The organism is Paenibacillus melissococcoides, assembly GCA_944800085.1.
Lineage (GTDB): Bacteria > Bacillota > Bacilli > Paenibacillales > Paenibacillaceae > Paenibacillus_B > Paenibacillus_B melissococcoides.
Window position 1 is genome coordinate 439,912 of the sequence record CALYLO010000006.1, and the last position, 24,676, is coordinate 464,587.

Annotated in this window: 22 protein-coding genes; 21 read left to right on the forward strand and 1 reads right to left on the reverse strand. The window is 59.2% G+C overall.

Translation table 11 applies throughout. The features are described from left to right. Nucleotides 1–12: 12 nt before the first annotated feature. The 17 genes from OCY70_RS22395 (at nt 13) to spoVM (ending at nt 18,836) form a co-directional block, all read left to right on the forward strand. Nucleotides 13–1,914 carry a bifunctional homocysteine S-methyltransferase/methylenetetrahydrofolate reductase gene (locus OCY70_RS22395; protein ID WP_213427060.1) on the forward strand — a complete coding sequence of 634 codons (1,902 nt, stop codon included), beginning with the start codon at nt 13–15 and terminating at the stop codon, nt 1,912–1,914. A 32-nt stretch (nt 1,915–1,946) separates the two neighbouring features. Further along, on the forward strand, nt 1,947–2,831 hold the full coding sequence (locus OCY70_RS22400) for a YicC/YloC family endoribonuclease (protein ID WP_213427059.1): 885 nt from the start codon (nt 1,947–1,949) through the stop codon (nt 2,829–2,831). A 35-nt stretch (nt 2,832–2,866) separates the two neighbouring features. Beyond that, a complete protein-coding gene (gene remA / locus OCY70_RS22405; RefSeq protein WP_005548256.1) occupies nt 2,867–3,127 on the forward strand; it encodes an extracellular matrix/biofilm regulator RemA in 261 nt (86 codons plus the stop codon). Nucleotides 3,128–3,140: 13 nt separating this feature from the next. Further along, nucleotides 3,141–3,719: a guanylate kinase gene (gene gmk / locus OCY70_RS22410; protein ID WP_213427058.1), complete on the forward strand. Its 579-nt coding sequence runs from the start codon at nt 3,141–3,143 to the stop codon at nt 3,717–3,719. 130 nt (nt 3,720–3,849) lie between these two features. Beyond that, entirely contained in the window at nt 3,850–4,053 is a 204-nt protein-coding gene (gene rpoZ, locus OCY70_RS22415) for a DNA-directed RNA polymerase subunit omega (RefSeq protein ID WP_168182749.1), read from the forward strand. A gap of 208 nt (nt 4,054–4,261) precedes the next feature. Then, nucleotides 4,262–5,563 (forward strand): bifunctional phosphopantothenoylcysteine decarboxylase/phosphopantothenate--cysteine ligase CoaBC, encoded by a 1,302-nt coding sequence (gene coaBC / locus OCY70_RS22420; RefSeq protein WP_213427057.1) that lies wholly within the window; start codon nt 4,262–4,264, stop codon nt 5,561–5,563. Then, nucleotides 5,553–8,165 carry a primosomal protein N' gene (gene priA, locus OCY70_RS22425; RefSeq protein WP_249724690.1) on the forward strand — a complete coding sequence of 871 codons (2,613 nt, stop codon included), beginning with the start codon at nt 5,553–5,555 and terminating at the stop codon, nt 8,163–8,165. Before coaBC ends, priA begins: the two co-directional genes overlap by 11 nt. Before the next feature lie 297 nt (nt 8,166–8,462). Further along, the gene (gene def, locus OCY70_RS22430; RefSeq protein WP_213427056.1) at nt 8,463–8,945 is read left to right on the forward strand and encodes a peptide deformylase; all 483 of its coding nucleotides are present in this window, start codon (nt 8,463–8,465) and stop codon (nt 8,943–8,945) included. After that, nucleotides 8,942–9,883, forward strand: a complete 942-nt coding sequence (gene fmt / locus OCY70_RS22435) for a methionyl-tRNA formyltransferase (RefSeq protein WP_213427055.1) — start codon at nt 8,942–8,944, stop codon at nt 9,881–9,883. The genes def and fmt overlap by 4 nt, the downstream gene beginning before the upstream one ends. A gap of 27 nt (nt 9,884–9,910) precedes the next feature. Then, entirely contained in the window at nt 9,911–11,296 is a 1,386-nt protein-coding gene (rsmB, locus tag OCY70_RS22440; protein WP_213427054.1) for a 16S rRNA (cytosine(967)-C(5))-methyltransferase RsmB, read from the forward strand. A 1,333-nt stretch (nt 11,297–12,629) separates the two neighbouring features. Then, nucleotides 12,630–13,682, forward strand: a complete 1,053-nt coding sequence (rlmN, locus tag OCY70_RS22445; protein ID WP_213427053.1) for a 23S rRNA (adenine(2503)-C(2))-methyltransferase RlmN — start codon at nt 12,630–12,632, stop codon at nt 13,680–13,682. A gap of 6 nt (nt 13,683–13,688) precedes the next feature. Continuing rightward, nucleotides 13,689–14,447 (forward strand): Stp1/IreP family PP2C-type Ser/Thr phosphatase, encoded by a 759-nt coding sequence (locus tag OCY70_RS22450; protein ID WP_213427052.1) that lies wholly within the window; start codon nt 13,689–13,691, stop codon nt 14,445–14,447. 4 nt (nt 14,448–14,451) lie between these two features. Continuing rightward, nucleotides 14,452–16,581, forward strand: a complete 2,130-nt coding sequence (gene pknB / locus OCY70_RS22455) for a Stk1 family PASTA domain-containing Ser/Thr kinase (protein WP_213427051.1) — start codon at nt 14,452–14,454, stop codon at nt 16,579–16,581. Nucleotides 16,582–16,714: 133 nt separating this feature from the next. After that, nucleotides 16,715–17,632: a ribosome small subunit-dependent GTPase A gene (gene rsgA / locus OCY70_RS22460; protein WP_261945179.1), complete on the forward strand. Its 918-nt coding sequence runs from the start codon at nt 16,715–16,717 to the stop codon at nt 17,630–17,632. A gap of 1 nt (nt 17,633) precedes the next feature. Continuing rightward, entirely contained in the window at nt 17,634–18,317 is a 684-nt protein-coding gene (gene rpe, locus OCY70_RS22465) for a ribulose-phosphate 3-epimerase (protein ID WP_213427049.1), read from the forward strand. Continuing rightward, nucleotides 18,314–18,610, forward strand: a complete 297-nt coding sequence (locus OCY70_RS22470; protein ID WP_249724688.1) for a hypothetical protein — start codon at nt 18,314–18,316, stop codon at nt 18,608–18,610. The genes rpe and OCY70_RS22470 overlap by 4 nt, the downstream gene beginning before the upstream one ends. 145 nt (nt 18,611–18,755) lie before the next feature. Beyond that, a complete protein-coding gene (gene spoVM / locus OCY70_RS22475) occupies nt 18,756–18,836 on the forward strand; it encodes a stage V sporulation protein SpoVM (RefSeq protein WP_006675261.1) in 81 nt (26 codons plus the stop codon). Nucleotides 18,837–19,239: 403 nt separating this feature from the next. On the opposite strand, the gene rpmB is transcribed toward spoVM, so the two are convergent. Further along, on the reverse strand, nt 19,240–19,428 hold the full coding sequence (gene rpmB, locus OCY70_RS22480) for a 50S ribosomal protein L28 (protein WP_087442928.1): 189 nt from the start codon (nt 19,426–19,428) through the stop codon (nt 19,240–19,242). Between the two features lie 170 nt (nt 19,429–19,598). On the opposite strand from rpmB, the gene OCY70_RS22485 reads away from it, so the two are divergent. From OCY70_RS22485 to recG, 4 genes are read left to right on the forward strand one after another with little or no spacing between them, the layout of a single operon-like run. Next, on the forward strand, nt 19,599–19,958 hold the full coding sequence (locus tag OCY70_RS22485; protein ID WP_006675264.1) for an Asp23/Gls24 family envelope stress response protein: 360 nt from the start codon (nt 19,599–19,601) through the stop codon (nt 19,956–19,958). Between the two features lie 54 nt (nt 19,959–20,012). After that, the gene (locus tag OCY70_RS22490; RefSeq protein WP_213427080.1) at nt 20,013–21,707 is read left to right on the forward strand and encodes a DAK2 domain-containing protein; all 1,695 of its coding nucleotides are present in this window, start codon (nt 20,013–20,015) and stop codon (nt 21,705–21,707) included. Between the two features lie 16 nt (nt 21,708–21,723). Then, nucleotides 21,724–22,590, forward strand: coding sequence for a DegV family protein (locus OCY70_RS22495; protein ID WP_213427047.1), 867 nt, complete (start codon nt 21,724–21,726; stop codon nt 22,588–22,590). Between the two features lie 22 nt (nt 22,591–22,612). Beyond that, nucleotides 22,613–24,661 (forward strand): ATP-dependent DNA helicase RecG, encoded by a 2,049-nt coding sequence (recG, locus tag OCY70_RS22500; protein ID WP_213427046.1) that lies wholly within the window; start codon nt 22,613–22,615, stop codon nt 24,659–24,661. The last annotated feature ends 15 nt before the right edge of the window (nt 24,662–24,676 follow it).

The window sequence follows — 24,676 nt, forward strand, 5'->3', positions numbered from 1 at the left end:
GGTGGAGACGGGATGAAGGACTTGCGTCAAGTGCTGCAAGGGGAAATTATTGTCGGTGACGGGGCCATGGGCACCTATTTATATCAATTGGGCTACCCGGTAGGGATCTCCTATGAATCGCTCAACATCAGCGAGCCGGAACGGATCCGGGACATTCACCGTGAATACGTGAGCGCAGGCGCCCGGCTCCTGGAGACGAATACATTTACGGCGAACCGCGAGAAGCTGTCGAAGCATGGAATGGAGAAGCAGGTGAAGGCGATTAACCGGGCCGCGGCCCGGCTGGCGCGCGAGGCGGCGGGAGGCCAAGCCTATGTAGTAGGGGCGTTGGGGTCGATCCGTGCCGGCAAGCGGGAAAATATCGAGACGGATCAAGTCAAACGCGACTATACCGAGCAGCTGTCGGCCTTGCTGGAAGAGGGCGTCGACGGGATCATGTTCGAGACGTTCTACGATATGGAGGAAATGAAGCTGGCGGTTCAGATCGTGCGTGCCTTGGACGACCGCATTCCGATCATCTGCCAATTCGCGGTCGAGGAGTCGCATCGGACGAAGGACGGCCTTCGTCTGTTGGATGCGTTCCGCCTGCTGCGCGAAGAGGGCGCCGACATCGTCGGATTGAACTGCCGCATGGGGCCGAACGGTCTGATGCGGGCGATGGAGGATCTCACCGGTCGGCTGGCGCTGCCGATGTCGGCCTTCCCGAATGCCGGTCTGCCGGATTATGTGGACGGTAGGTACAACTTCGTGGCTACGGCCGACTATATGGCAGAGAGCGCCGTGCGCTTCGCCGAATTGGGCGCGCGCATTATCGGAGGCTGCTGCGGGACGACGCCCGAGCATATTCAGGCGATAGCGCTTGCCCTCGCTGACGTGGAGGCTCCGGCCCTTCCTGCGCTGGCCGAGGAGGAGGCGCAGGCCCAGGCCGTTCCGCCGCTCGAGATCGGAGAGCGCGGCGCCGGGCCGGTGCCCGGGCAGGGGACGGCGGCGCGCGGGCCGTCGCTTGTCGATACGGTCCGTGAACGCCATACCGTCATCGTGGAGCTGGATCCGCCGCGCGATCTGGACATCGCGAAGTTCATGCTGGGCGCGCAGGCGCTGAAGGACGCGGGGGCCGACGCGCTGACGCTGGCCGACAACTCGCTTGCCGTCACCCGGATGAGCAACATGGCGCTCGGTTATTTGGCGCTCGACAAGGTCGGCATCCGGCCGCTCATCCATATCGCCTGCCGGGATCGCAACCTGATCGGCACGCAGTCCCATATGATGGGCCTGGATGCGCTCGGCATCGATCATGTGCTCGCGGTAACCGGGGATCCGGCCCGGTTCGGCGATCTGCCGGATTCCAGCTCGGTCTATGATCTGACCTCCTTCGAGATTATCCGCATGATCAAGCAGTTGAATGCGGGACTCGCCTTCTCGGGCAAGGCGTTGAAGCAGCGCGCGAATTTTGTGGTCGGGGCTGCGTTCAACCCGAACGTCAAGCATCTGAACAAGGCGATCGAGCGCTTGGAGCGCAAAATCGAGGCCGGCGCGGACTATATTATGACGCAGCCGGTATATGACGCTTCCTTGATCGAGCGGATTGCGGAAGGGACGAAGCATTTGAATGTGCCGGTCTTCCTCGGCATCATGCCGCTGGCCAGCGGACGGAATGCGGAATACCTTCATAATGAAGTGCCGGGCATCCATCTCTCGGACGAGGTGCGGGAACGAATGAAGGGACTCGAGGGGGAGAGCGGGCGCCGGGAGGGCGTGGCCATCGCCAAGGAGCTGCTGGATGTGGCGATGAAGCATTTCAACGGAATCTACTTCATGACCCCGTTCATGTTCTACGAGATGACCGTCGAGCTGACGGAGCATGTGTGGCAAAAAGCGGAACGCCCGACCGACCCCTTGTATCGTTATACGTAATGAATTAAAATAGGATAATGGATGTGGTACCCATGGTATACAGCATGACCGGTTACGGCCAGTCCGTCCGAACCGTCGGCGGATACAAGATTACGATTGAAGCGAAGTCCGTTAACCATCGTTATTGCGAGATCATGCTGCGCATGCCGCGTGAATGGACAAGCTGCGAGGAGCCTTTGCGCCGACTCGTTCAGCAGTCCGTCAAGCGCGGGCGGGTAGACGTGTTTATTAACAGAGAGCGTGAAGGGGAAGCGAAGACGGCGGTAGCCATCAATGAGCAGACCGTGGAGGCCTATATGGAGGCCAGCCGGCTGCTTCGTGACCGATACGGCGTCTCCGGGGAGATGACCGTCAATGACTGGCTTCGCTTGCCAGATGTATTTACCATCCAGGAAGAGCAACCGCTGTCCGGAGAAGAGCTGCTTCGCGAGCTGGAATCCGGCCTGCTGGAGGCGATGGATGGTTTATGTCGGATGCGGGTCATGGAAGGCAACCACCTCGCCCAGGATATGAAGGAACGACTGGACCGCCTGGAGTCGTTGCATGCGGACATTTCCACACGGGCTCCGCTCGTCGTTGCCGAGTATCGCGCCAAGCTGCAACAGCGGATAGAGCAACTGCTGGATGCCGAGTCTTCCTTGGACGAATATAAGTTCGGCATGGAGGTAGCTCTGTTTGCGGATCGCTCCAACATCGATGAAGAATTGACGCGGCTACAGAGTCATTTCAACCAGTTCAGACAGCTGCTGGACAGCACGGAACCGATCGGAAGGAAGCTCGATTTTCTCATCCAGGAGATGAACCGGGAAGCGAACACCATCGGTTCCAAGGCGAACCATCTGGAGATTATCAACCATGTCGTAGACATGAAGGCAGAGTTGGAAAAGATTCGCGAACAAGCCGCGAACATGGAATAAATATGGAGCGTTCGAAAGTAGAGGGAGGACCTGTAATGGCCATTAAACTGATTAATATCGGTTTTGGTAACATCGTATCTGCCAACCGTATCATCTCAATCGTGAGCCCGGAATCGGCTCCTATCAAAAGAATCATCCAGGAAGCGCGCGATCGTCACATGCTGATTGACGCGACCTACGGCCGCCGCACCCGCGCGGTCATCATTACGGACAGCGACCATGTCATTTTGTCCGCGGTCCAGCCGGAGACGGTAGCGCATCGCTTATCAACAAAGGATGACGACAACGACGAATAAAATGGAGATGAACATGAAGAAAGGATTTTTGATTGTGCTATCCGGCCCTTCCGGCGTCGGCAAAGGCACGGTATGCAAATCTTTATTGAAGCGGCTGCCCGATCTAATTTATTCGGTGTCCGCCACAACGCGCCAGCCCCGCCAAGGGGAAGTCGATGGAGTGAACTATTTCTTCAAGTCGCGGGAAGAGTTTCTGGATATGATCGAGAATGACAAGCTGCTGGAGCATGCCGAATATGTGGGCAACTATTACGGCACCCCGCGCGACTTCGTGGAGCAGACACTGAACGAAGGGCAGGACATCATTCTGGAGATCGAGGTGCAGGGCGCGTTGAAGGTGAAGGAGAAGTTCCCGAACGGGATCTTCATCTTCCTGCTGCCTCCGTCCCTGGACGAGCTGGAGGATCGGATACGCGGCCGGGGCACCGAGAACGATACGGTCATCGATCACCGCATGACGGCGGCGGTCGAGGAAATGGCCATGATGGCGAATTACGATTACGCCGTCGTGAACGATGAGATCGACTTGGCGTGCAAACGTATAGAGAGCATTATTATAGCCGAACATTGTAAAATCAGGCCTAATCGGTAAGACGGCAGTCAGCGGGGCGCACTTTCCATAAAGTGTGCCTCGTCACGCGCTGCGCAGGATTCGAGGTTGAGTAAGAAGCGGTCCCGGCGGCAAGGGGCATCGGGACAAGCAGGAGAAGGAGTGCGGAACTATGCTATATCCATCCATTGACGAATTGATGAAAAAAGTCGACAGCAAATACTCGCTGGTCGTGGCGGCGGCCCGCCGGGCGCGCCAACTGCGCGACGGGGAACGGACCGAATTGCAGAATCCCAAATCATATAAGCAGGTCGGCGTGGCGCTGGAAGAGATCTACGGCGATCATATTACGGTCGAGCAGGGCAACGCGGTGTAACACCGATCCGCCTGCGGAATCGGTTCATAGACGGTGAGCGGACAGCCGAACCGGCTGAGAGACCGCCGCCCATTAATTGAGCAGGGAAGCAAATAACAACCGTCAGGTTGTTATTTTTTTCAAATGACGAGAATGCTCCCTATCCGGGAGGGCAGGCAGCCGCCGGGATGGAGGCTTGCGCGATAGAGGAGCGGAAAGGCGGGGGCGTATGCTGCAAGGAAAATCGATATTGCTCGGCGTCACGGGCGGCATTGCGGCTTACAAGGCTGCGGCGCTGTGCAGCAAGTTGAAGCAGGAGGGGGCCGAGGTGCATGTCATCATGACGGCATCGGCGACTCAGTTTATTTCGGAGCTGACGTTCCAGACATTGTCGCGTCAGCCGGTGTATACGGATACGTTCGACGAGCGGGACCCTTCGGCCGTCTCCCACATCGATCTGGCGGATCATGCGGATCTGGTGCTGGTGGCGCCGGCTACGGCGAACGTGATCGCCAAAATGGCGCACGGCCTGGCGGATGATATGCTGACGACGACGTTGCTCGCCACGACGGCGCCGGTCATGGTCGCTCCGGCCATGAATGTACATATGTATGTCCACCCGGCCGTCGTCCACAATATGGACATCTTGCGGTCGCGGGGCGTCCGGTTCATCGAGCCGGAAGAAGGTCTTCTCGCTTGCGGCTATACCGGCAAGGGAAGGCTGGCCGGGCCGGAGCATATCGTGGAATATGTGAAGCGGTGGTTCGCGGAAGGCGGCGGAGAGCCTGCCTTGCCGCCAGCCGGCGCGGCGGACCAAGGAAGCGCACGGCCGGGCTTGCTTCAAGGCAAGCGGGTGCTGGTCACGGCAGGCGGCACGATCGAGCGCATCGATCCGGTCCGCTACATTACGAACGATTCGTCCGGGAAAATGGGCTTCGCGGTCGCGGAAGCCGCCCGCGACATGGGGGCCTGCGTGACGCTTATCGCCGGGCAGACCCAGTCGGTTCCTCCGGAAGGCGTCGAACTGATTCGCGTCGAGACGGCGCTGGATATGCGGAATGCCGTCATGGCACGGTACGAGGATACGGACATTGTCGTGAAGACGGCGGCGGTGGCTGATTACCGGCCGGTGCATCGGGCCGCCCACAAGCTGAAGAAGACAGGCGAGCGGCTTGTCATCGAGCTGGAGCGGAATCCGGATATTTTGCAGGAGCTGGGCGAGAAGAAGAAAAATCAGCTTCTGATCGGGTTTGCCGCCGAGACCGAGCAACTGGAGCAGTACGCCTTGGACAAGCTGGCGCGCAAAAATCTCGATTATATTGTTGCGAACGATGTCTCTCGCACGGATGCGGGCTTCGGCTCCGATCGGAATGAAGTGCATATATATAGTAAAAATGGACTCGTCGAGCGCATCCCGCTGACGGCCAAGAGCGAGGTCGCCCGCCGGCTGCTGCAGATTGCCGCTCAGGCGATCGCCGCGGGGGGCGAACCGCCATCCATGCCTGACGAGGTGCAGTCGCTTGAGCCATAATGGAGCTGGGCGGATTCGGGACGAAGCGCCTGCGGGGGCCGTCGCCGCTCGTCCCGGCTTGACGATTGCGCGCGTCATTGTCGATGTGTCGGTCAAAGACACGGACCGGCCGTTCGACTATGCGGTTCCTCCTTCCATGGCGGAATGGATCGAAAAGGGCAGCCGCGTCGGCGTCCCGTTCGGCGGGCGGACGGTGCAAGGCTGCGTCATCGGATTATCCGACCGGACGGATGTGCCGCTCTCCCGGCTCAAGCCGATTCAGCAGCTCCTGGATGTCGTCCCGCCGCTCCCGGCCGATCTCGTCGATCTCGGAATGTGGATGAGCGACCGCTATGTATGCACGCTGACGGCCGCTCTGCAGGCGATGATTCCGGGAGCCATCAAGGGCAAGCGGGAGAAGGCGCTCTCGCTGGGCGACGATGCCCGCCTGTTCCTTCAAGGCGCCGATGGCGGAACGGATGAATTGGCGCTGCGCCCGGATCGTCTGCTGGACGACCCGCAGACGCGCAGCCTGCTTGCTTATGTGCAGCGCAACGAGCCGCTGCCGGCGCCGAAGCTGCTGCAGGCCTTTCCCCAGGCAGCGCGCCTCATTAAGGAAGCGCTCCAGCACGGCTGGCTGCAGGAGACGGAGCGGATCAAGGATCGCATCGGAGTCAAGCGGTTGAAGCGGGTAACGCTGACGGTCGATGATGTCGACGAGGCGGTTGTCCGGCTGGGCAACCGGGCCGGAAGACAGCAGGACACGCTGCGCCTCCTGCAGGAGTATGGCGGTGAACTGCCGCTCAAAAACTTGAACGCATCCGCGGTCAAGGCGCTGGAGGCAAAAGGTTATGTTGCCGTCGACGAGGTCGAGGTGCTTCGGGATCCGTACGCTCAACGCCGCTTCCGGCCATCGAAGCCGCTGCCGCTGACAGAAGAGCAGCAGCGCGTCTTCGAAGCGATCGCGCTCGCGGTGGACGGACAGGAGCATCAGACGTTCTTGCTGCACGGGGTAACCGGGAGCGGCAAGACAGAGGTCTATTTGCAGGCGATCGAGCGGTGCCTCGCTTCCGGACGCGAAGCGATCGTGCTCGTGCCGGAGATCTCGCTGACTCCGCAGATGGTCGAGCGCTTCAAGGGGAGATTCGGCTCCCGGGTAGCGGTCATGCATAGCCGTCTCTCCCAGGGCGAACGTTACGACGAGTGGCGCAAAATCCGAGAAGGCCGCGTGCAGGTAGCGATCGGGGCCCGCTCGGCGGTGTTTGCCCCTTTTCCCCGGATTGGCCTTATTATTATGGATGAAGAGCATGAGACATCCTACAAGCAGGAAGAGACGCCGAAATATCACGCCCGCGACGTCGCGATCGAACGGGCGCGCCGGCAGGGCGCCGTTGTCGTCCTCGGTTCGGCGACGCCTGCGATGGAGACGTATTACGCCTCCCGTCTGAACGGCTACGAGCAGATCCCCGGGGGGCTGGAGCCGCCCCCATGGAAGCTGACTCCGCTGGCGATGCCTTCGCGCGTCGGCGGCAGGCCGCTTCCTCCGGTCACGATCGTCGATATGAGGGAGCAGTTGAAGCTCGGCAACCGTTCCATGTTCAGCGCGCCGCTGGAGGCGGCGCTGGAGCAGCGGTTGGAGCGGCAGGAGCAGACCGTGCTGCTGTTGAACCGCAGGGGCTACTCGACGTTCGTCATGTGCCGCAGCTGCGGTTATGTGGCTCAGTGTCCGGAATGCGATATCTCGCTGACGTATCATATGAAAACGGGGCATATGCGCTGCCATTACTGCGGCCACGCGGAGCGGGCGCCGGAAGTATGCCCGTCCTGCGAGAGCGAGCATATCCGTTATTTCGGCACGGGCACCCAGCGGGTAGAGGAACAGCTCGCCCGCCGCTTCCCCGGCATTCGCGTCATCCGAATGGACGTGGACACGACCTCGGAGAAAGGGTCGCATGAGCGGCTGCTGCAGCAGTTCCGCGAACGGAAGGCCGACGTGCTGCTAGGCACGCAGATGGTGGCGAAGGGACTGGACTTTCCGCATGTCACGCTGGTTGGCGTTATTGCCGCCGATTCGGCGCTGCATATGCCGGACTTCCGTGCGGCCGAGAAGACGTTCCACCTGCTGACACAGGTCGCCGGCCGGGCCGGACGCCATGATCTGCCGGGGGAAGTCATCGTGCAGACCTACGCGCCGGAGCATTACTCCATTATCCATGCGTCGGGACATGATTACGGCGGCTTCGCTTCCGAAGAGCTGCGGCATCGGCGCAACCTGATGGTTCCGCCCTTCTGCCGTCTGGCGCTGCTGTCGATGTCGCATGAACAGCTGCCGCTGCTCGTGCGCGTGGCCGAGAATGCGGCTCAGCGGCTCAAGGAGCTGGCGGAGCGCCAGGGCTGGCTGCTTCCGCTGCATGAGCATGCGGACGCGATGGAGATTCTCGGTCCGGTCGCCTCTCCGATTCCGCGAATTAAGAACCGCTACCGCTTCCAGTGCATTATCAAATGCCGGGGAGACGTGAATCTGTCGGGTCTGCTGGCGGAAGCGATGCGCGAGTTCGATTCGATCGCCAAAGAACAGGACGTCCGGTTCAGCGTCGATATCGACCCGCAGATGATGATGTAACCGGCTGAATCGCATGGATCGGCCTGGAAGATCTGGCCGCTAACAGTTGCAGGGCATGCCGTGTATGCGCTGCGGATGAAGCCGGCTCGTTGGAGATGGAGCGATGGTTCCGCCGGCATGCGAGCGGCAGGTTGAGAGGGCGTTGAACGGACTTTCTAATATAGAAGGAATCATATAATGCGGGCTGCAGTTTTTGTTAGATAAATACAGACCCGCTTCATATCGAGCATTATAAGCGTGAAGCACGGCTTCCGTCAGAACGATGCCGACGAAGACAAATAAAGGATGGTGTGCCCTATGGCATTGCGAATTATTGTGCATGAACCGGATCCGGTTCTTCATCAGGTAGCTAAAGAGGTCACGAAGGTGACGCCGAATATCCACAAGCTGCTGAATGATATGGCGGACACGATGTACCACGCCGAGGGCGTCGGCCTGGCCGCGCCTCAGATCGGGATTTTGAAGCGAGTGATCGTCGTCGATGTCGGAGATGAGCACGGCTTGATCGAGATGATTAACCCCGTCATTCTCAAGGCGGAAGGGGAACAGCTCGGCCCGGAGGGATGCCTCAGCATTCCGGGGCTGAACGGCGATGTTCGCCGCCATCAGCATATTACGGTGCAAGGGCTTGATCGCCATGGCAATACGTTCACGTTGGAAGCGTCGGATTTCCTGGCCCGCGCGTTCCAGCATGAGATTGACCATTTGAACGGCATTTTGTTCACCGAGATTGCGGAGAGCGTGTATGAAGTTCCGCGCGAAGGCAGGAAGGCGGAATGACGAAGATCGTATTTATGGGGACGCCGGATTTTGCCGTCGCGTCCCTCCGTATGCTGATCCAGGAAGGGTATGAGATCGCGGCTGTGGTGACGCAGCCGGATCGTCCCGTCGGCCGCAAGCGGGTGCTGACTCCGACGCCGGTGAAGGCGGAAGCGCTGCAGCACGGCTTGACGGTGTGGCAGCCGGAAAAGCTTCGCACCTCGGATACGGTGGACGATATCCGCGCCCTGCAGCCCGATCTGATCGTGACGGCGGCCTACGGGCAGATCTTGCCGAAGGCGGTGCTCGATATTCCCCGGCTCGGCTGCATCAACGTGCATGGCTCGCTGCTCCCGAAGTACCGGGGCGGCGCGCCGATTCAGCGTTCGATTATGAACGGAGAGACGGTGACGGGCGTCACCATTATGTATATGGCGGAAGGCATGGATACCGGCGACATGATCAGCCGGGTCGAGGTTCCGATTGGCCCAGACGACAACGCGGGCACCATGTTCGCGAAGCTGAGCGAGGCTGGAGCGGATCTGCTCCGGCGCACGTTGCCGGATATTATTGCCGGCCGGGTCGAAGCGGTGCCGCAGCCTCATGACGAGGCGACCTACGCGCCGAATCTGAAGCGCGAGGACGAGCGAATCGACTGGACCCGCCCGGCGGAGCATATCGCCAATCAGGTGCGGGGTCTTGTGCCGTTTTCCGGGGCCTTCACCACCTGGAACGGCGAAGTATTCAAGGTGTGGTCATGCCGGCCGGAGCCCGCTGCGGCAGGAGGGGCCGAGGCTGCCCCGGGCACTGTCCTGATGGCCGGTGCGGACGGCCTTCGCGTCCAGACCGGACAAGGGGTTCTCAACCTGCTTGAAGTGCAGCCTGCAGGCAAGAAGGCCATGCCGGCCTCCGAGTTCCTTCGCGGCGGCAAAATGGAGCAAGGGACGGTGCTGTCGTGAACGGAGGAGAACGCCGTCCGCCCACGGATGACGGCACGCGATGTCGCGCTGGAGGTGCTCGTTCGGGTAGAAAAGGAAGGCTCCTACAGCAATCTGGAGCTGAACCGGGCGCTGAAGGTAGCGCAGTTGGAACGGGCGGATGCCGGGCTGGCGACAGAACTGGTGTATGGCACGATTCAGCGCCTCAACACGATCGACGGCGTCTTGGCGCGGAAGGTCCAGCGCGGCTTGGCGAAGCTGAAGCCCTGGGTCCGCAATCTGCTCCGGATGACTGCCTACCAGCTTCGCTATCTTGACCGCGTGCCTCCGCATGCGGCGGTGAACGAAGCGGTCGCGATCGCGAAGCGGCGCGGGCAGCAGGCGATGGGCGGCTTCGTGAACGGCGTTCTGCGCGCCATCATGCGCGAGCCGGAGCTGTGGGACGCTCCGCCTGCCGACGGCGCCGTCAGCCGCATCGCCTGGGAGCATTCGCATCCGGAGTGGCTCGTCGCCCGCTGGATCGCGGCCTACGGCGAAGCCGAGACGGCCGCCATGTGCGCGGCGAACAACCAGCCGCCCCATGGCAGCGCGCGGGTGAACCGGCTGCGTGGCACGCGCGAGGCGCTGCTGGGCGAGATGCGCGCGGACGGCTACCGGGCCGAAGCGTCCGCGCTCTCGCCCGACGGCATCGTAGCCGCCGGCGCCGGCAATCTGGCGCACAGCGCCTGGTATCGCGACGGCCGCCTGTCGGTACAGGACGAGAGCTCGATGCTCGTCGTCGAGGCGCTGCGGCCGGAACCGGGCATGCGCGTCCTCGACTGCTGCGCCGCGCCAGGCGGCAAATCGACCCATATCGCCGAACGGATGGGCGACAGGGGCGAAGTCACGGCGAACGACGTCCACGCCCACAAGGTGGCGCTTATCGAGGAGCAAGCCGCCCGGCTTGGCTTGACGTCCCTTCGTGTGTTGAACGTCGATGCGGCGGAGCTGGGACAAGCCCTGCCACCCGCATCGTTCGATGCCGTGTTGCTCGACGCGCCGTGCACCGGCTTCGGCGTCATTCGCCGCAAGCCGGACATCAAGTGGGCGAAGCGCGAGGAAGATGTCGCCGCAATCGCCGCTTTACAGGAGCGGCTGCTGGCGGAAGCGGCGCGGATGGTGCGCCCCGGCGGCCGGCTCGTCTATTCGACCTGCACGGTCGAGCCGGAGGAGAATGAGGACGCCGTTCGCCGCTTCCTGGAACGAACGCCGGGCTGGGCGCTGGATGCGTCGTGGACCCGTGCCCTGCCGCAGGACGTGCTGGACGCCGCGCTGCGGAGAAGCCCGGCCGGCATGCTGCAGGTGCTTCCGCAAGATGCCGGATCGGATGGCTTCTTTATTGCCTGTCTTCAACGGACGGACGGTCCGGAAGAAGCGGGCCCGGAACGAAACTGAGGCAATAAAGCAGACATATAGCCGCATCGACCATACGGTTGCCCCGTCTGGACGATGCGGTTTTTGGCGTTCCATTAGCACATTATCCCAAGCAATCAGGAGAGAGGAAGTATGCGGGTTCCTTTTGGGCAATATCCCAAGCGGTCAGGAAAGAGGAAGTATGTGTAGGTTCTTTTGGACGGTATCCCAAGTGGTCAGGAAAGAGGGAAGTATGCAGGTTCCTTTTGGGCAATATCCCAAGTGGTTAGGAAAGAGGGAAGAGTGCAGGTTCCTTTTGGGCAATATCCCAAGCGATCAGGAAATAGGCGCGCAAGTTCCTTTATACAGTCTTTTCTAATATCATGGATGCGTTTGACTGAGGACTTTTTTATATTCAATCTCATCAGCTTAGGTAGAATGGGCTCTTTGGTTTTTGAATGTATCATAGAAACGGCAATGGGTAGATTCCTAACGACAGGTAAATGGGAAAAGCTTGTTTCAGTGCACCTTGCGGGTTGATGTAGAACCTGAACAGTTGGGAGAACGAGCAAAAGAGCCGTCGAAGAGCAACCTGAACAGTTGGGAGAACGAGCAAAAGAGCCGTCGAAGAGCAACCTGAACAGTTGGGAGAACGAGCAAAAGAGCCGCCGAAGAGCAACCTGAACAGTTGGGAGAACGAGCAAAAGAGCCGTCGAAGAGCAACCTGAACAGTTGGGAGAACAAGCAAAAGAGCCGTCGAAGAGCTACCTGAACAGTTGGGATAACGAGCAAAAGAGCCGTCGAAGATCTACCTGATCGGGAGGGAGAACGAGCAAAAGAGCCGTCGAAGAGCTACCTGAACAGTTGGGAGAACGAGCAAAAGAGCCGTCGAAGAGCAACCTGAACAGTTGGGAGAACAAGCAAAAGAGCCGCCGAAGAGCAACCTGAACAGTCGGGATAACGAGCAAAAGAGCCGTCGAAGAGCAACCTGAACAGTCGGGAGAACGAGCAAAGAAGCCGTCGAAGAGCTACCTGAACAGTCGGGAGAACGAGCAAAAGAGCCGTCGAAGTCATACCTGAACAGTTCAGGGGTCACCCCTGAGCAGCAAATTTTTAATCGACGTTTCAGGGGGACATGCGCATATATGAGGGCGGGTTGGTTGTATACTCGGATTAGAGGCTGTTGACGGTGAGATGGTCTGCGGGGCTTTGGAAGCAGGGGGGCAGGCCGGAAGCCGGGAGGAGGGGGCGTCTGCGGAACCGGCAAGCCTAGGACGGAGGATGCGAATTTGGCTTGGCTTTTGGCAAGGGCGCCATTTGTGGTAAAATAGATCGACTGCATGACAAGTGATGAAGCGAAAGGTTGAACTATAACATGAAACCATTTATATACGACTATACGTTCGAGCAGCTTGAGCAATGGCTGAAGGAGCAGGGGGAGCCTGCTTTTCGGGCGGGGCAAATATTCGACTGGCTCTATGTGAAACGGGTGACCCGCTTCGAGGAGATGACGAATCTGTCCAAGGGGCTGCGCGGCAAGCTCGATGAGAGCTTCGATTTCGTGAACTTGAAGGTGATTACGCATATGAAGTCGCAGGACGGCACCGTCAAGTTTTTGTTCGGGCTGCATGACGACCATGCGATCGAGACGGTCATCATGAGGCATAGCTACGGGAACAGCATCTGCGTCACGACTCAGGTCGGCTGCCGCGTCGGCTGCACGTTCTGCGCCTCGACGCTGGGCGGGCTGAAGCGTAACCTGACGGCGGGCGAGATCGTTGCGCAAGTCGTCACGGCGCAGAAGATGCTCGACGAGACGAACGAGCGCATCAGCAGCATCGTCATTATGGGGACAGGCGAGCCATTCGAGAATTACGACGCGACGATGGCGTTCCTGAGGACGATGATTCATGAGAGAGGGCTGAATATCGGGCAGCGCCATATTACCGTGTCGACGAGCGGCATTGTGCCGAGCATTTACCGGTTCGCGGACGAGAACACGCAGATTAATCTCGCGATCTCGATCCATGCGCCGAACGACGCGCTGCGCTCGAAGCTGATGCCGGTGAACCGCCGCTATCCGTTCATCGAGGTGATGGAGGCGCTGAAGCACTATCAGGTGAAGACCGGGCGCAGAATTACGTTCGAGTACGCTCTCATCGGGGGCGTGAACGACAAGGTGGAGCATGCGGAGGAGCTGGCGGACGTGCTGAAGCGGATGGAAATGCTGGCCCACGTCAATCTGATTCCGGTCAACTATGTGCCGGAGCGGAATTATATCCGCACTCCGCGCAATGATATTTTCAAGTTCCATCGCACGCTGCTGGATCGGGGCATCAACTCGACTATCCGGCGGGAGCAGGGGCATGATATTGCCGCCGCTTGCGGCCAGCTGCGTGCCAAGCATTTGGAGTCCAATGCGAGGTGAGGAAGAATGAGAGCTGTGCATCGTTCCGATGTTGGACGCGTGCGGGCAGTCAATGAAGATCGGGCCTATGTATCCGAGCTGGCGAACGGCTATGATCTTGCCGTCGTCGCGGATGGCATGGGCGGACATCAGGCAGGCGATATCGCGAGCCGCTTAGCGGTAGAGACCGTGGTCTCCGAGCTGGCGGCCCTCCCGCGGCAGCTGGAGGAGCAGCAGTTGGCGGGAGCGTTGGCGGACGCGATTTTGCGCGCCAACCATACGATCTTCCATATTGCATCCCAGGATGAAAAGTACCACCACATGGGAACGACCATTGTGGCGGTGCTGTTTCCGTCTGGGCAGACAAGCGGATACATAGGCCATATCGGCGACAGCCGAGCCTATCGCATCGGCCGGCGGGGGATCGTTCAGTTGACGGAGGACCATACGCTCGTCAATGAACTGGTCAAGAGCGGCCAGATCGGCCCGGAGGAGGCGGAGCGCCATCCGCGGCGCAACGTGCTGGTGCGGGCGCTCGGCACCGATGAGCAGGTGAAGGTGGATATTATCCCGGTGGAGTACGGCGAAGAGGATACGCTGCTGCTGTGCAGCGACGGGTTGACCAGCATGGTGGATGAGGAGCATATCTGGAGCACGGTCATCGATCCGTCGCTCCCGTTGTCGGCGCGGGCAGACAGGCTGCTTAGCCAGGCGCTGGAGGCCGGCGGAGACGATAACGTGACGGTCGTCCTGCTGGAACACCCTGACGCCGGGAAGGAGGAGTGAGTAAGTGATAGGAACAACACTTGCCGGAAGGTATGAGATTACCGCCCGAATCGGCGGGGGCGGCATGGCTCTCGTCTATAAGGCATTGGATAATCTGTTGAACCGTTATGTGGCGGTCAAAGTGCTGCGCCAGCAGTTCGTGCATGACGAGGAGTTTATCCAGCGCTTTCGGCGAGAGGCCCAGTCCGCCGCTTCGCTGAGCCACCCGAACGTGGTCAGCATTTACGATGTCGGCCAAGAGGACGACTCGCATTATATTGTTATGGAATATGTGGAAGGGCATAATCTGAACGAGATTATACAGCAGCGTGCCCCGCTGCAGGTCGAGGAAGCGGTGCGGATCGCGTCCCAAATATGCGATGCGCTCGATCATGCCCATCAGAACCGGATTATTCATAGAGATATTAAGCCTCATAATATACTGATCGGCCGCAACGGCCGGGTGAAAGTAACCGACTTCGGCATCGCGCGGGCCGTCACGTCGTCGACCATTACCCAGACGGGATCGGTCGTCGGATCGGTGCATTACTTCTCGCCGGAGCATGCCAAAGGAATCTCGGCGGGAGAAAAGTCCGATCTGTATTCTCTCGGCATCGTGCTCTACCAGATGCTGACCGGGAGACTGCCGTTTTTGGGCGAAAGCCCGATCAGCGTCGCGCTCAAGCATTTGCAGGAGCCGTTCGAGGAGCCGCGGAAGGTGAATCCGCATATTCCGCAAAGCGTGGAAAATATTATTTTGAAGTCGATGCGCAAAAATCCGGCGGAGCGGTACCAGTCAGCCGCGGAAATGCTCCGCGACCTGGAGACCAGCCTGTCCCCGGAGCGGGCGCATGAAGCCAAGGTGATGTTCGCCCAGCGCAAAGTGTACGAGGACCCGGAAGAAACCCGCGTCATGCCGGCCATTCGGGCGCAGGAGCGGGAGGAGCGCCAGCCTGCGGACACGTATCCCGGAGCGGCGCCCGCACCTGCAGCGTCCCCTGTGGCGGCCGGCAGGGAACCGGCCAAGCCGGCGCAGAAGGGATGGGTGAAGCCGACGATCTGGATCGGGGCAACGCTGTTGTTCCTCGGCATCCTGATTGGCGTCGTCTTTTATGTGAAAAGTCTGCTTGTCGTCAATGATGTCGTCATGCCGAACGTCATCAAAATGACGGAGGAGGCGGCGAAGAGCGCCTTGGCCGAACGTAAAATCGTGGTCGAGGAGCCGATTGTGTACGAGCCGAAGGAAGGCTTCGAGAAGGGCGTTGTCTTCGATCAGAGCAAGCCGGAAGGCACGAAGGTCAAGGAAGGCTCGAGCGTCCGGCTGTATGTGAGCGAGGGATCGCCGTATATCGATATGCCGGATTATACCGGCCAGCCGTCCGAACTGGTCATTCAGCAGTTGACCGAGAGCGGATTCGACAGCTCCCGCATCACGAAGGAGCCGGTATTCGACGATGAAGCCGAGCCGGGAACGGTAGTCGGCACGACGCCGGCTGCCGGGGAGAAGGTTGATCCGCGCAATGCTTCGGTGAAGCTGTTGGTCAGCAAAGGCAAGGAAACATTCGGCATGCCGAATCTCGTCGGAGCGACGAAGGAGGAGGCGATCGCCAAGATTGAAGCGAGCGGGCTGAAGCTGGCCAAGGACGGCATTATCGAGGAGCCGAGTTATGAGCAGCCGGCTGGCCGCGTATTCAAGCAGCAGCCGTTCGAGCCGAACGATCCGGTCGCCAAGGGCTCGGAGGTCCGCATCTATGTCAGCTCGGGCTACCCGCCGGAGGCGCTGCGCTATACGTTCCCGCTGCCCGTGGCTCCCGTGGAGCACGGCAAGACAAGCACGATCCGCATCGTCTATACGGACGCAACCGGAGAGAATAAAGAATGGGGAACACAGAAAATCACATCAAGCCAAATCTTCAACGTAGAGCTCGTGCTCGCTCCGAACAAAGACGGGGTCGTACTATTGTATCGGGACGGTGAATTCCTGGATACGTACACGGTGAGCTATACCGATGCCAAGCAGGGCACGGTGCAGATACCGGTTATAGACGACCCCTCGGCCAGGCAAGGGCAAGAAGTCGAAGGAGAAATTCAAGGACAGAGCGAAGGAGAAGGGGAAGGGCAAGAAGATGGGGGAGGAATAGCCCCGGGCGAGTGAGTGTCGCAAGCCTTTTTCCAAGATGAGATCGGCCGTCCTTCCATCGCGCGTCTGAGATCGAGATGTGCCGGTGGAAGGGCCCCTACAACTTCGAATTACATGGAGGGAATCGATATGTTCGTGGTAGATAAGCATGCCTAAAGGCCTTATCGTCAAGGCGTTGAGCGGATATTATTATGTGGAGGAAGAGGGAAAGCGCGGCGGAGGGACGGCGCAGTGCCGGGCGCGCGGCATTTTTAAGAAAAAGGGCGTGTCTCCGCTGGTGGGCGACCGCGTCGTCTACTACTTCACCGAGAACGGAGAGGGCGTCGTCGACGAGATCGAGCCGCGGGAGAGCGAGCTGATTCGGCCGCCCATCGCCAATGTATCGCTGGCGGCACTCGTGTTCTCGGTGACGGAGCCGGAGCTGAACATGCAGCTGCTGGACAAGTTCCTCGTCCATATCGAGCATGCAGAGGTGGAGGCGGTCATCCTGCTGACGAAGTGGGATCTGCTCGATCGGCTTCCGGAGGAGGAGTCGGCTCGTCTGCGCCGGCGGATGGAAGAGTTGATCGCCTTGTACCGGCGCATCGGATACGAAGTCATCGCCACGAGCGCCAAGGGCGGATTCGGCTATCAAGGCGTGGCAGACCGGTTAGCCGATCAGATCAGCGTCTTCGCGGGCCAGTCCGGCGTCGGCAAGTCCTCTCTTTTGAACGCGATGCTCCCTGGGGTGTCATTGGAGACGAACCAGATCAGCCAGCGGCTGGGCCGGGGCAAGCATACGACGCGCCACGTCGAGCTGCTGCCGCTCCCGCAGGGCGGATATATTGCCGATACGCCGGGATTCAGCCAGCTTGATTTCCTTGAGCTCGGGGTGGATCAGCTCGGCTGGTGCTTCCGTGAATTCCGAAGCTATGCGGGCGACTGCAAGTTCCGGGGCTGCACTCATATTCACGAACCGGGCTGCCGGGTGAAGGAGGCGGTTCAGGAAGGGTTGATCGCCGATTCGCGCTATGAACATTACCTGTTATTTTTCGACGAAATGAAAGACAAACGACGGAGGTACTGACATGACAGCACTGCAAACGATTCGTATCGCCCCTTCTATCTTATCGGCCGACTTCGCCAAGCTGGGCGAAGAGGTTCGGAATGTGGAGCAGGGAGGCGCCGACTGGATTCACGTGGACGCGATGGACGGCCGCTTCGTGCCGAATCTGACGCTCGGGCCGAACATTGTGCAAGCGATCCGCCCGCATACGGCGCTGCCGCTGGACGTGCATTTGATGATTGTCGAGCCGGAAAAGTATATCGATGCGTTCGCCGCCGCCGGCGCGGATATCATTACGGTGCACGCGGAAGCATGCCCTCATCTTCATCGGGTCGTCCATCAGATCAAGGAGGCCGGCGCCCGGGCGGGCGTGGCGATTAATCCGGGAACGCCCCTGACGGCGATCGAAGAGGTGCTGGCGGATGTTGATCTGGTCCTTATCATGACGGTGAATCCGGGCTTCGGCGGACAGAAGTTCATCGCTTCGATGACGGACAAAATTCGCCGGCTTCGCCAACGGCTGGACGAGCTGGGCCGGGCAGAGACTCATATCGAAGTCGACGGCGGGATTACAGCCGAGACGGCGCCATTGGTCGCTGCGGCGGGAGCGGACGTCCTCGTGGCAGGCAGCGCGGTCTACGGAGCGGCCAGCCGGGAAGCGGCCATTCGGTCCATCCGCGGATCCGCGGAGCGAGCGCGGGCATGACAGGAACGGAGGGGCCGGAAAAGGGGAGGCCTATATGGAGAACGGCGCTGACGCTGGCATCGTACAGCTTTTTGTGCGGGACGCTGGTCGGATTTTACGCTTTTTTGAATTTCCCGTTAAATATCATTTGCTCCCTCGGCGCGATTTTGCTTGGAATTCGCTTTTTCAAGCGGAATCCGACAAAGGGGATGCGCATCGGCTTGATCCTGTTGTCGATTTTGTTCTATTTTATCTTTGTCTTCATGATGTCCGTATATTTATACATGCAGCAGATGCCGGCGCCCGCCGCATAAATGGGCGCGAATCGGGCTTGTCGCCCGTGCATAGATGAATGGCCTGCGGCATATGATGGTTACATGAGCACAGATCTCTCATGTAACCTTTTTTATGTTGCAAGAGACTAGCGGGGTAGGATGAGAATGACGAGGAGGGTGGAAGATGAAGTTTTATACGTTTAAGCTGCCGAAGTTTTTGGGAGGTTTCGTCAAGGCGATTTTAAATACGTTTCAAAAAAGCTGACGTTCCAGGCGGCATTGAAGCTGAGTCGGTATCCATCCATCCGATCCGCGAGCGCATGTGCGGGAGCGGGGCAACAGGCAGTAATGGTGATGAGCTCCGGACGGCTGTCCGGCAAGCATGGGGGCAGCGGGCCAGCCGCATTTGGATGAGGATGCCCGTTCGGCGGAGAATTGCCGAGGTGCCATCCGCCGCACACCATGCCGGACAAGAACCATCCCTAACCAGCCGCCGGCGGTGCCGCGCTGGAATGACAGCGCCGGGGCCGCGATTCCCCAAGGCAAGCCGAGGCCGTTGAGATACAAGCCTGTCCGAGGTCTTTCGGAGCGAAAGAGCGCGAATGAACTGGCGATCAAAAAAAGCACCTGATTGCGCTTCAGGTGCTCTTTCTATATGGAGGCCGGGATTAGACGCGAGTCACTTTACCTGCCTTCAATGCACGCGTGCTCACGTATACGCGTTTCGGTTTGCCGTCAACCAAGATGCGAACCTTTTGTACGTTTACGCCCCAAGAGCGGCGAGATTTGTTGTTCGCGTGCGATCTGTGATTACCCGAGCCTGGTTTTTTCCCCGTTACATAACATTTGCGAGCCATGCCTTACACCTCCTTATCCCAAAGCACCCTTCATACGTTAAATACCTAAATATGATATCATATTTTAAAATCCGTAGTCAACCGAATCAAAAACTTTGTTTATTTCTCTTTTCTATTATAGTACAATGTTGATTAGTCCATAATACTCAAAAAAAGGAGTGGAGTGAACCATGGCCATCCAACTCGATATGGAATTCGGCAAGGTGAACATTTCGGAAGAAGTCGTGGCGGTGATTGCCGGTTCCGCGGCTATGGAATGTTATGGACTCGTTGGAATGGCATCGCGCAAGCAACTGAAGGACGGCATTGCAGAGTTGCTCGGACGCGGGAATTTGTCGCGTGGTGTCGAAGTGCGCCAACAATCCGATAGTCTACATATCGATTTATATATTATTGTGAGTTACGGAACCAAAATCTCCGAGGTGGCGCACAACATCCAAGCCAAGGTGAAGTATGTACTCGAACACGACATCGGTCTCGCGGTGGACCAAGTGAACATCTTTGTACAGGACGTACGCGTACTAAGCTAGGAAGGGGAATATTCGTTGAACAAGCGTTCTTTAAATGGAGCACAATTTGCCAGTATGGTGCTGGGCGGGGCCGATTCGCTCAATCGCCATGCCGAACACGTCAATACGTTGAACGTCTTTCCAGTCCCGGATGGAGATACGGGGACGAACATGAATTTGACGATGACTGCGGGCATTACCGAAATGAAAGCGAAGCCGTCCACGTCTATCGCCAAAACGGCGGAGGTGCTGTCCAAAGGGCTGCTTATGGGCGCCCGGGGGAACTCGGGAGTGATTCTGTCCCAATTGTTCCGGGGGTTCAGCCGGGCCGTAGCCGGCCTTGACGAAGTGAACGCATTCCAATTCGCCCACGCGCTGCAAGGCGGCGTGGACACTGCCTATAAAGCTGTGGTCAAGCCCGTGGAAGGCACCATTCTGACCGTCGCGAGAGAAGCGGCGAAGCATGCCGTCTATATTGCGCGCCGGACGCCGGACTTGGTTGAGTTCATGCGGGAAGTGACGAACAAAGCCAAGGAAGCGCTGGCCAAGACGCCGGACATGCTGCCCGTGCTCAAGCAAGTCGGAGTCGTCGACTCTGGCGGACAAGGCTTGGTCTATATTTATGAAGGATTTCTGGCGGTGCTGGAAGCAGGGGCGGAAGGTGCCGCCGAAGCCGTCATATCGGTCCCGGTCGAGAAGGCGGCCGCGGCGCCAAAGCCTGCCCAAGCCAAGCTGCACACGGAAGACATCGAGTTTTTATATGATATGGAATTCTTTATCGATCGTACCCGCAATCGCGCTGCAGCCATGCCGTTTCATGAAGATATATTTAGGAAAGCGCTTGCAAAAAATGGGGATTCCATTATCGTCATCGCAGACGACGATATTATCAAAGTCCATGTTCATTCCCGCAAGCCGGGCGAAGTGCTTGATCTGGCGATGCAGTACGGGGAATTGATCCAGATCCATATATTGAACATGCGCGAGCAGCATCGCGATATTTTGCAGGGGGAGCATGGAGAGGTGTCCGCGATGCCGGAGCTGTTCGCGGAGATGCCGCTTGCGGATATCCCCACGGAGAGCGTTCCGATTGAGCCGCCTGCGGACGAGATTGCTGCTTACGGCTTTATCGCCGTGGCGATGGGGCAGGGCATCCACGACATTTTCACCAGTCTCGGGGTGGACATTGTCCTGTCCGGCGGACAGACGATGAATCCGAGCACGCAGGATTTCATCGATGCCATCGGCAAGATTACGGCGCAGCACATCTTCATCCTGCCGAACAATTCGAATATTGTGATGGCGGCGAAGCAGGCTGCGGAATTCGTGGACCGCGATGTGACGGTCATCGAGACGAAGACGATACCGCAAGGCATTGCGGCGGCCTTCGCCTTCCAGGAGGACGAGGACCTGGAGGTGAACCGGGCGGCGATGCAGGATGCGGTCAGCCATATTGTGTCTGGACAAGTCACCTACGCCGTGCGCGATACGACGCTGGACGGGCTGGAAATTAAGGCGGGCCACTATATGGGCATCGCGAACGGCAAGATTGTCGTCACGACGGAATCGATGAGCGACACGCTGCAGCAATTGCTCGCGAAGATGCTGGAGGGCGGCGGCGAGGTGATTACGCTCCTCACCGGCGAAGAGGCGAAGACGGAAGATACGGAAGCGCTGGCGGAGTGGCTGAACGAGCATTATCCGGATGCGGAAGTGGAAGTTCACGAGGGCGGACAGCCTATTTATGCATATCTTATCTCTGTAGAGTAGCGAAGGAGGGATGTTAATGGCATCTATCCGTATCGTCACGGATAGCACGGCGGATATTCCGCAGGAATTACGCGAACGCTACCGCATTGAGATGATTCCGCTCAAGGTGCATTTCGGGAACGATATGTACCAGGATGCGGTGACGATCAGTGCGGAGCGGTTCTATCAACTGCTTGTTGAAGCGAAGCGGCTGCCTACGACGTCCCAACCTTCTCCGATCGAGTTCCTGGAGGTGTTCAAGCGGTTGAATGCCGAGCCGGACACGCAGATCATTTCGATTCATCTGTCGGCCGCATTCAGCGGAACATATCAATCCGCCGTGCTCGCGAAGAACATGATGGAAGAAGAGGCCGACATCACGATTGTCGATTCGAAGTCGGCATCCTACGGCTTCGGGCTCATCGTGGTGGAAGCCGCCAAGATGGCGGAGGCCGGCCGCTCGAAAGAAGAAATTTTGGCCATGATTGAACGATATCAGCGGGAACGCAAGCTTTTTTTCTTGGTTGATACATTGGAATATTTGCAAAAGGGCGGCCGCATCGGCAAAGCAGCGGCTTTGTTCGGCACACTGCTCAATATTAAACCGATTCTCTCTATCGATGATGAGGGGGAAGTGTATGCGGTGGAAAAGGTGCGCGGACATAAGAAAGCGGTGGCCCGCATCCTGGAGATGCTGAAGCAGGAATTCGAGGGAAGACCGGTGCATACGGTCATGGGATATACGAGCAATCCGTCGGCGGCGGATGACTTGGCGGCAGCGATTCAGAATACAATGGATGTTCGATCCATGGACTACACGATCGTGGGCTCCGTTATTGGTACCCACGTCGGGACCGGCGTCGCCGCCGTCTTCATGTGGCCTGCGGACGAAGCATCGTCCTGACAGGACACGGACGTTACCGGCCATGATTCCATTGAGTCAATGTCCCGTAACCATGGTCAAAGGCGTGAGCGCGTTGAAACAAACCGAGCTTCACGCCTTTGGCATTTCTACCGTTGCCGATTTGCTCGATTATTTCCCTTTCCGCTATGAAGATTTTCATCTCCGCCGCCTGAACGAGGTGAAGGATGGCGACAAAGTTACGGTCGAAGGACGCATTATGAGCCAGCCGGTCCTGCAGCGGTACGGCCGCAAGTCCAGACTGACCTGCCGTGTGCTGGTGGAGGAATGGCTGATTACGGCCACCTGGTTCAACCGCCCGTATCTGCGAGAGCAGCTGGAGCAGGGGCGGGATATTGTGCTGACCGGCAAGTGGGATCAGCGCCGGATGCAGCTGACGGTGTCGACATCGGAATTCCCCGACAAGGGGACGAGCCGGATTGGCACGTTGCAGCCGGTCTACTCGGTCGGGGGCAAGATTACGCAGGCCTGGATGCGCAAGACGATTGCCCAGGCGCTGCAGCAGTTCGGCGAAGCGATCATGGAGCCGCTGCCGCCGGAGATGCTCCGGCGCTATCAGCTTCTGCCGCGCAAGCAAGCGGTGCGGGCGATGCATCTGCCGCAGGATGTCGAAGAAGGCAAGCAGGCGCGGCGGCGGCTCGTCTATGAGGAGCTGCTGCTGTTCCAGTTGAAGCTGCATGCCTTCCGCGCCCTTACCCGCCAGCGTTCCGACGGCGTCGCGTTCGAGGTCGACAATGCGACGGTGCGCCAATTTACCCGCAGCCTGCCGTTCGAGCTGACGGACGGGCAGAAGCAGGCGATTACCGAGATTTTGCATGATATGCGCCAGCCGGCCTGCATGAACCGGCTGCTGCAGGGCGATGTCGGATCCGGCAAGACGGTCGTAGCCGCGACCGCTTTGTACGCCGCGGTCCGGGCGGGGTACCAGGGGGCGTTGATGGTCCCGACGGAAATTTTGGCGGAGCAGCATATGCGATCGCTGTCGAAGCTGTTCGAGCCGCACGGCATTGAGGTCGGCCTGCTGACCGGCAGCCTGACCGAGCGGAAGCGCCGCGATGTGCTTGCCGCGCTGCAGATGGGGATGATCGACATCCTCGTCGGGACGCATGCGCTGATTCAGGAGGATGTCCATTACCGGAAGCTCGGTCTCGTCATCACCGACGAGCAGCATCGCTTCGGCGTCAATCAGCGCAGCATTCTGCGCCGGAAGGGCTGGAATCCGGATGTGCTGACGATGACGGCCACCCCGATTCCGCGAACGCTGGCGATTACGGTCTTCGGCGATCTTGATGTGTCGTCGATTCGCGAACGTCCGGCGGGCCGCAAGCCGATCAAGACCTATTGGGTCAAGCACGACATGCTCGATCGGGTGCTGGGCTTCATTCGCCGGGAAGCGGAAGCCGGGCATCAGGCTTATATCATCTGTCCGTTGATCGAGGAATCGGACAAGCTGGATGTGCAGAACGCCATCGACGTGCATGTGCAGATGCAGCAGGCCTTCCCCGATCTGCCTGTCGGGCTGCTGCACGGAAGGATGACGCCGGCCGAGAAAGATGAGGCGATGCGCTCCTTCAGCGCGGGAGAGACGAAGGTGCTCGTCTCGACGACGGTCATCGAGGTCGGCGTGGACGTGCCGAATGCGACGCTCATGATCGTGATGGATGCGGAGCGGTTCGGGCTGTCGCAGCTTCATCAGCTGCGGGGCCGGGTCGGCCGGGGCGGGCATCAGTCGTATTGCGTCCTCATCGCCGATCCGAAGTCGGAGGTCGGCCAGGAGCGGATGCGCATCATGACCGAGACCGAGGACGGCTTCGAGCTGTCGCAGCGCGATCTGGAGCTGCGGGGTCCGGGGGATTTTTTCGGAACGAAGCAGAGCGGATTGCCGGAGTTCAAGCTGGCCGATATGACGAACGACTACGCGGTGCTGGAGCAGGCGCGCGATGATGCGGCCGCGCTGATCCGGTCGGAGACGTTCTGGACGTCGCCGGATTACGGCGGTCTGCGCGAGGTGCTGCAGCGCGAGCAGCTGCTCCAGGGGGAGCGGATGGACTAGCCCCGAGCCGTGCGC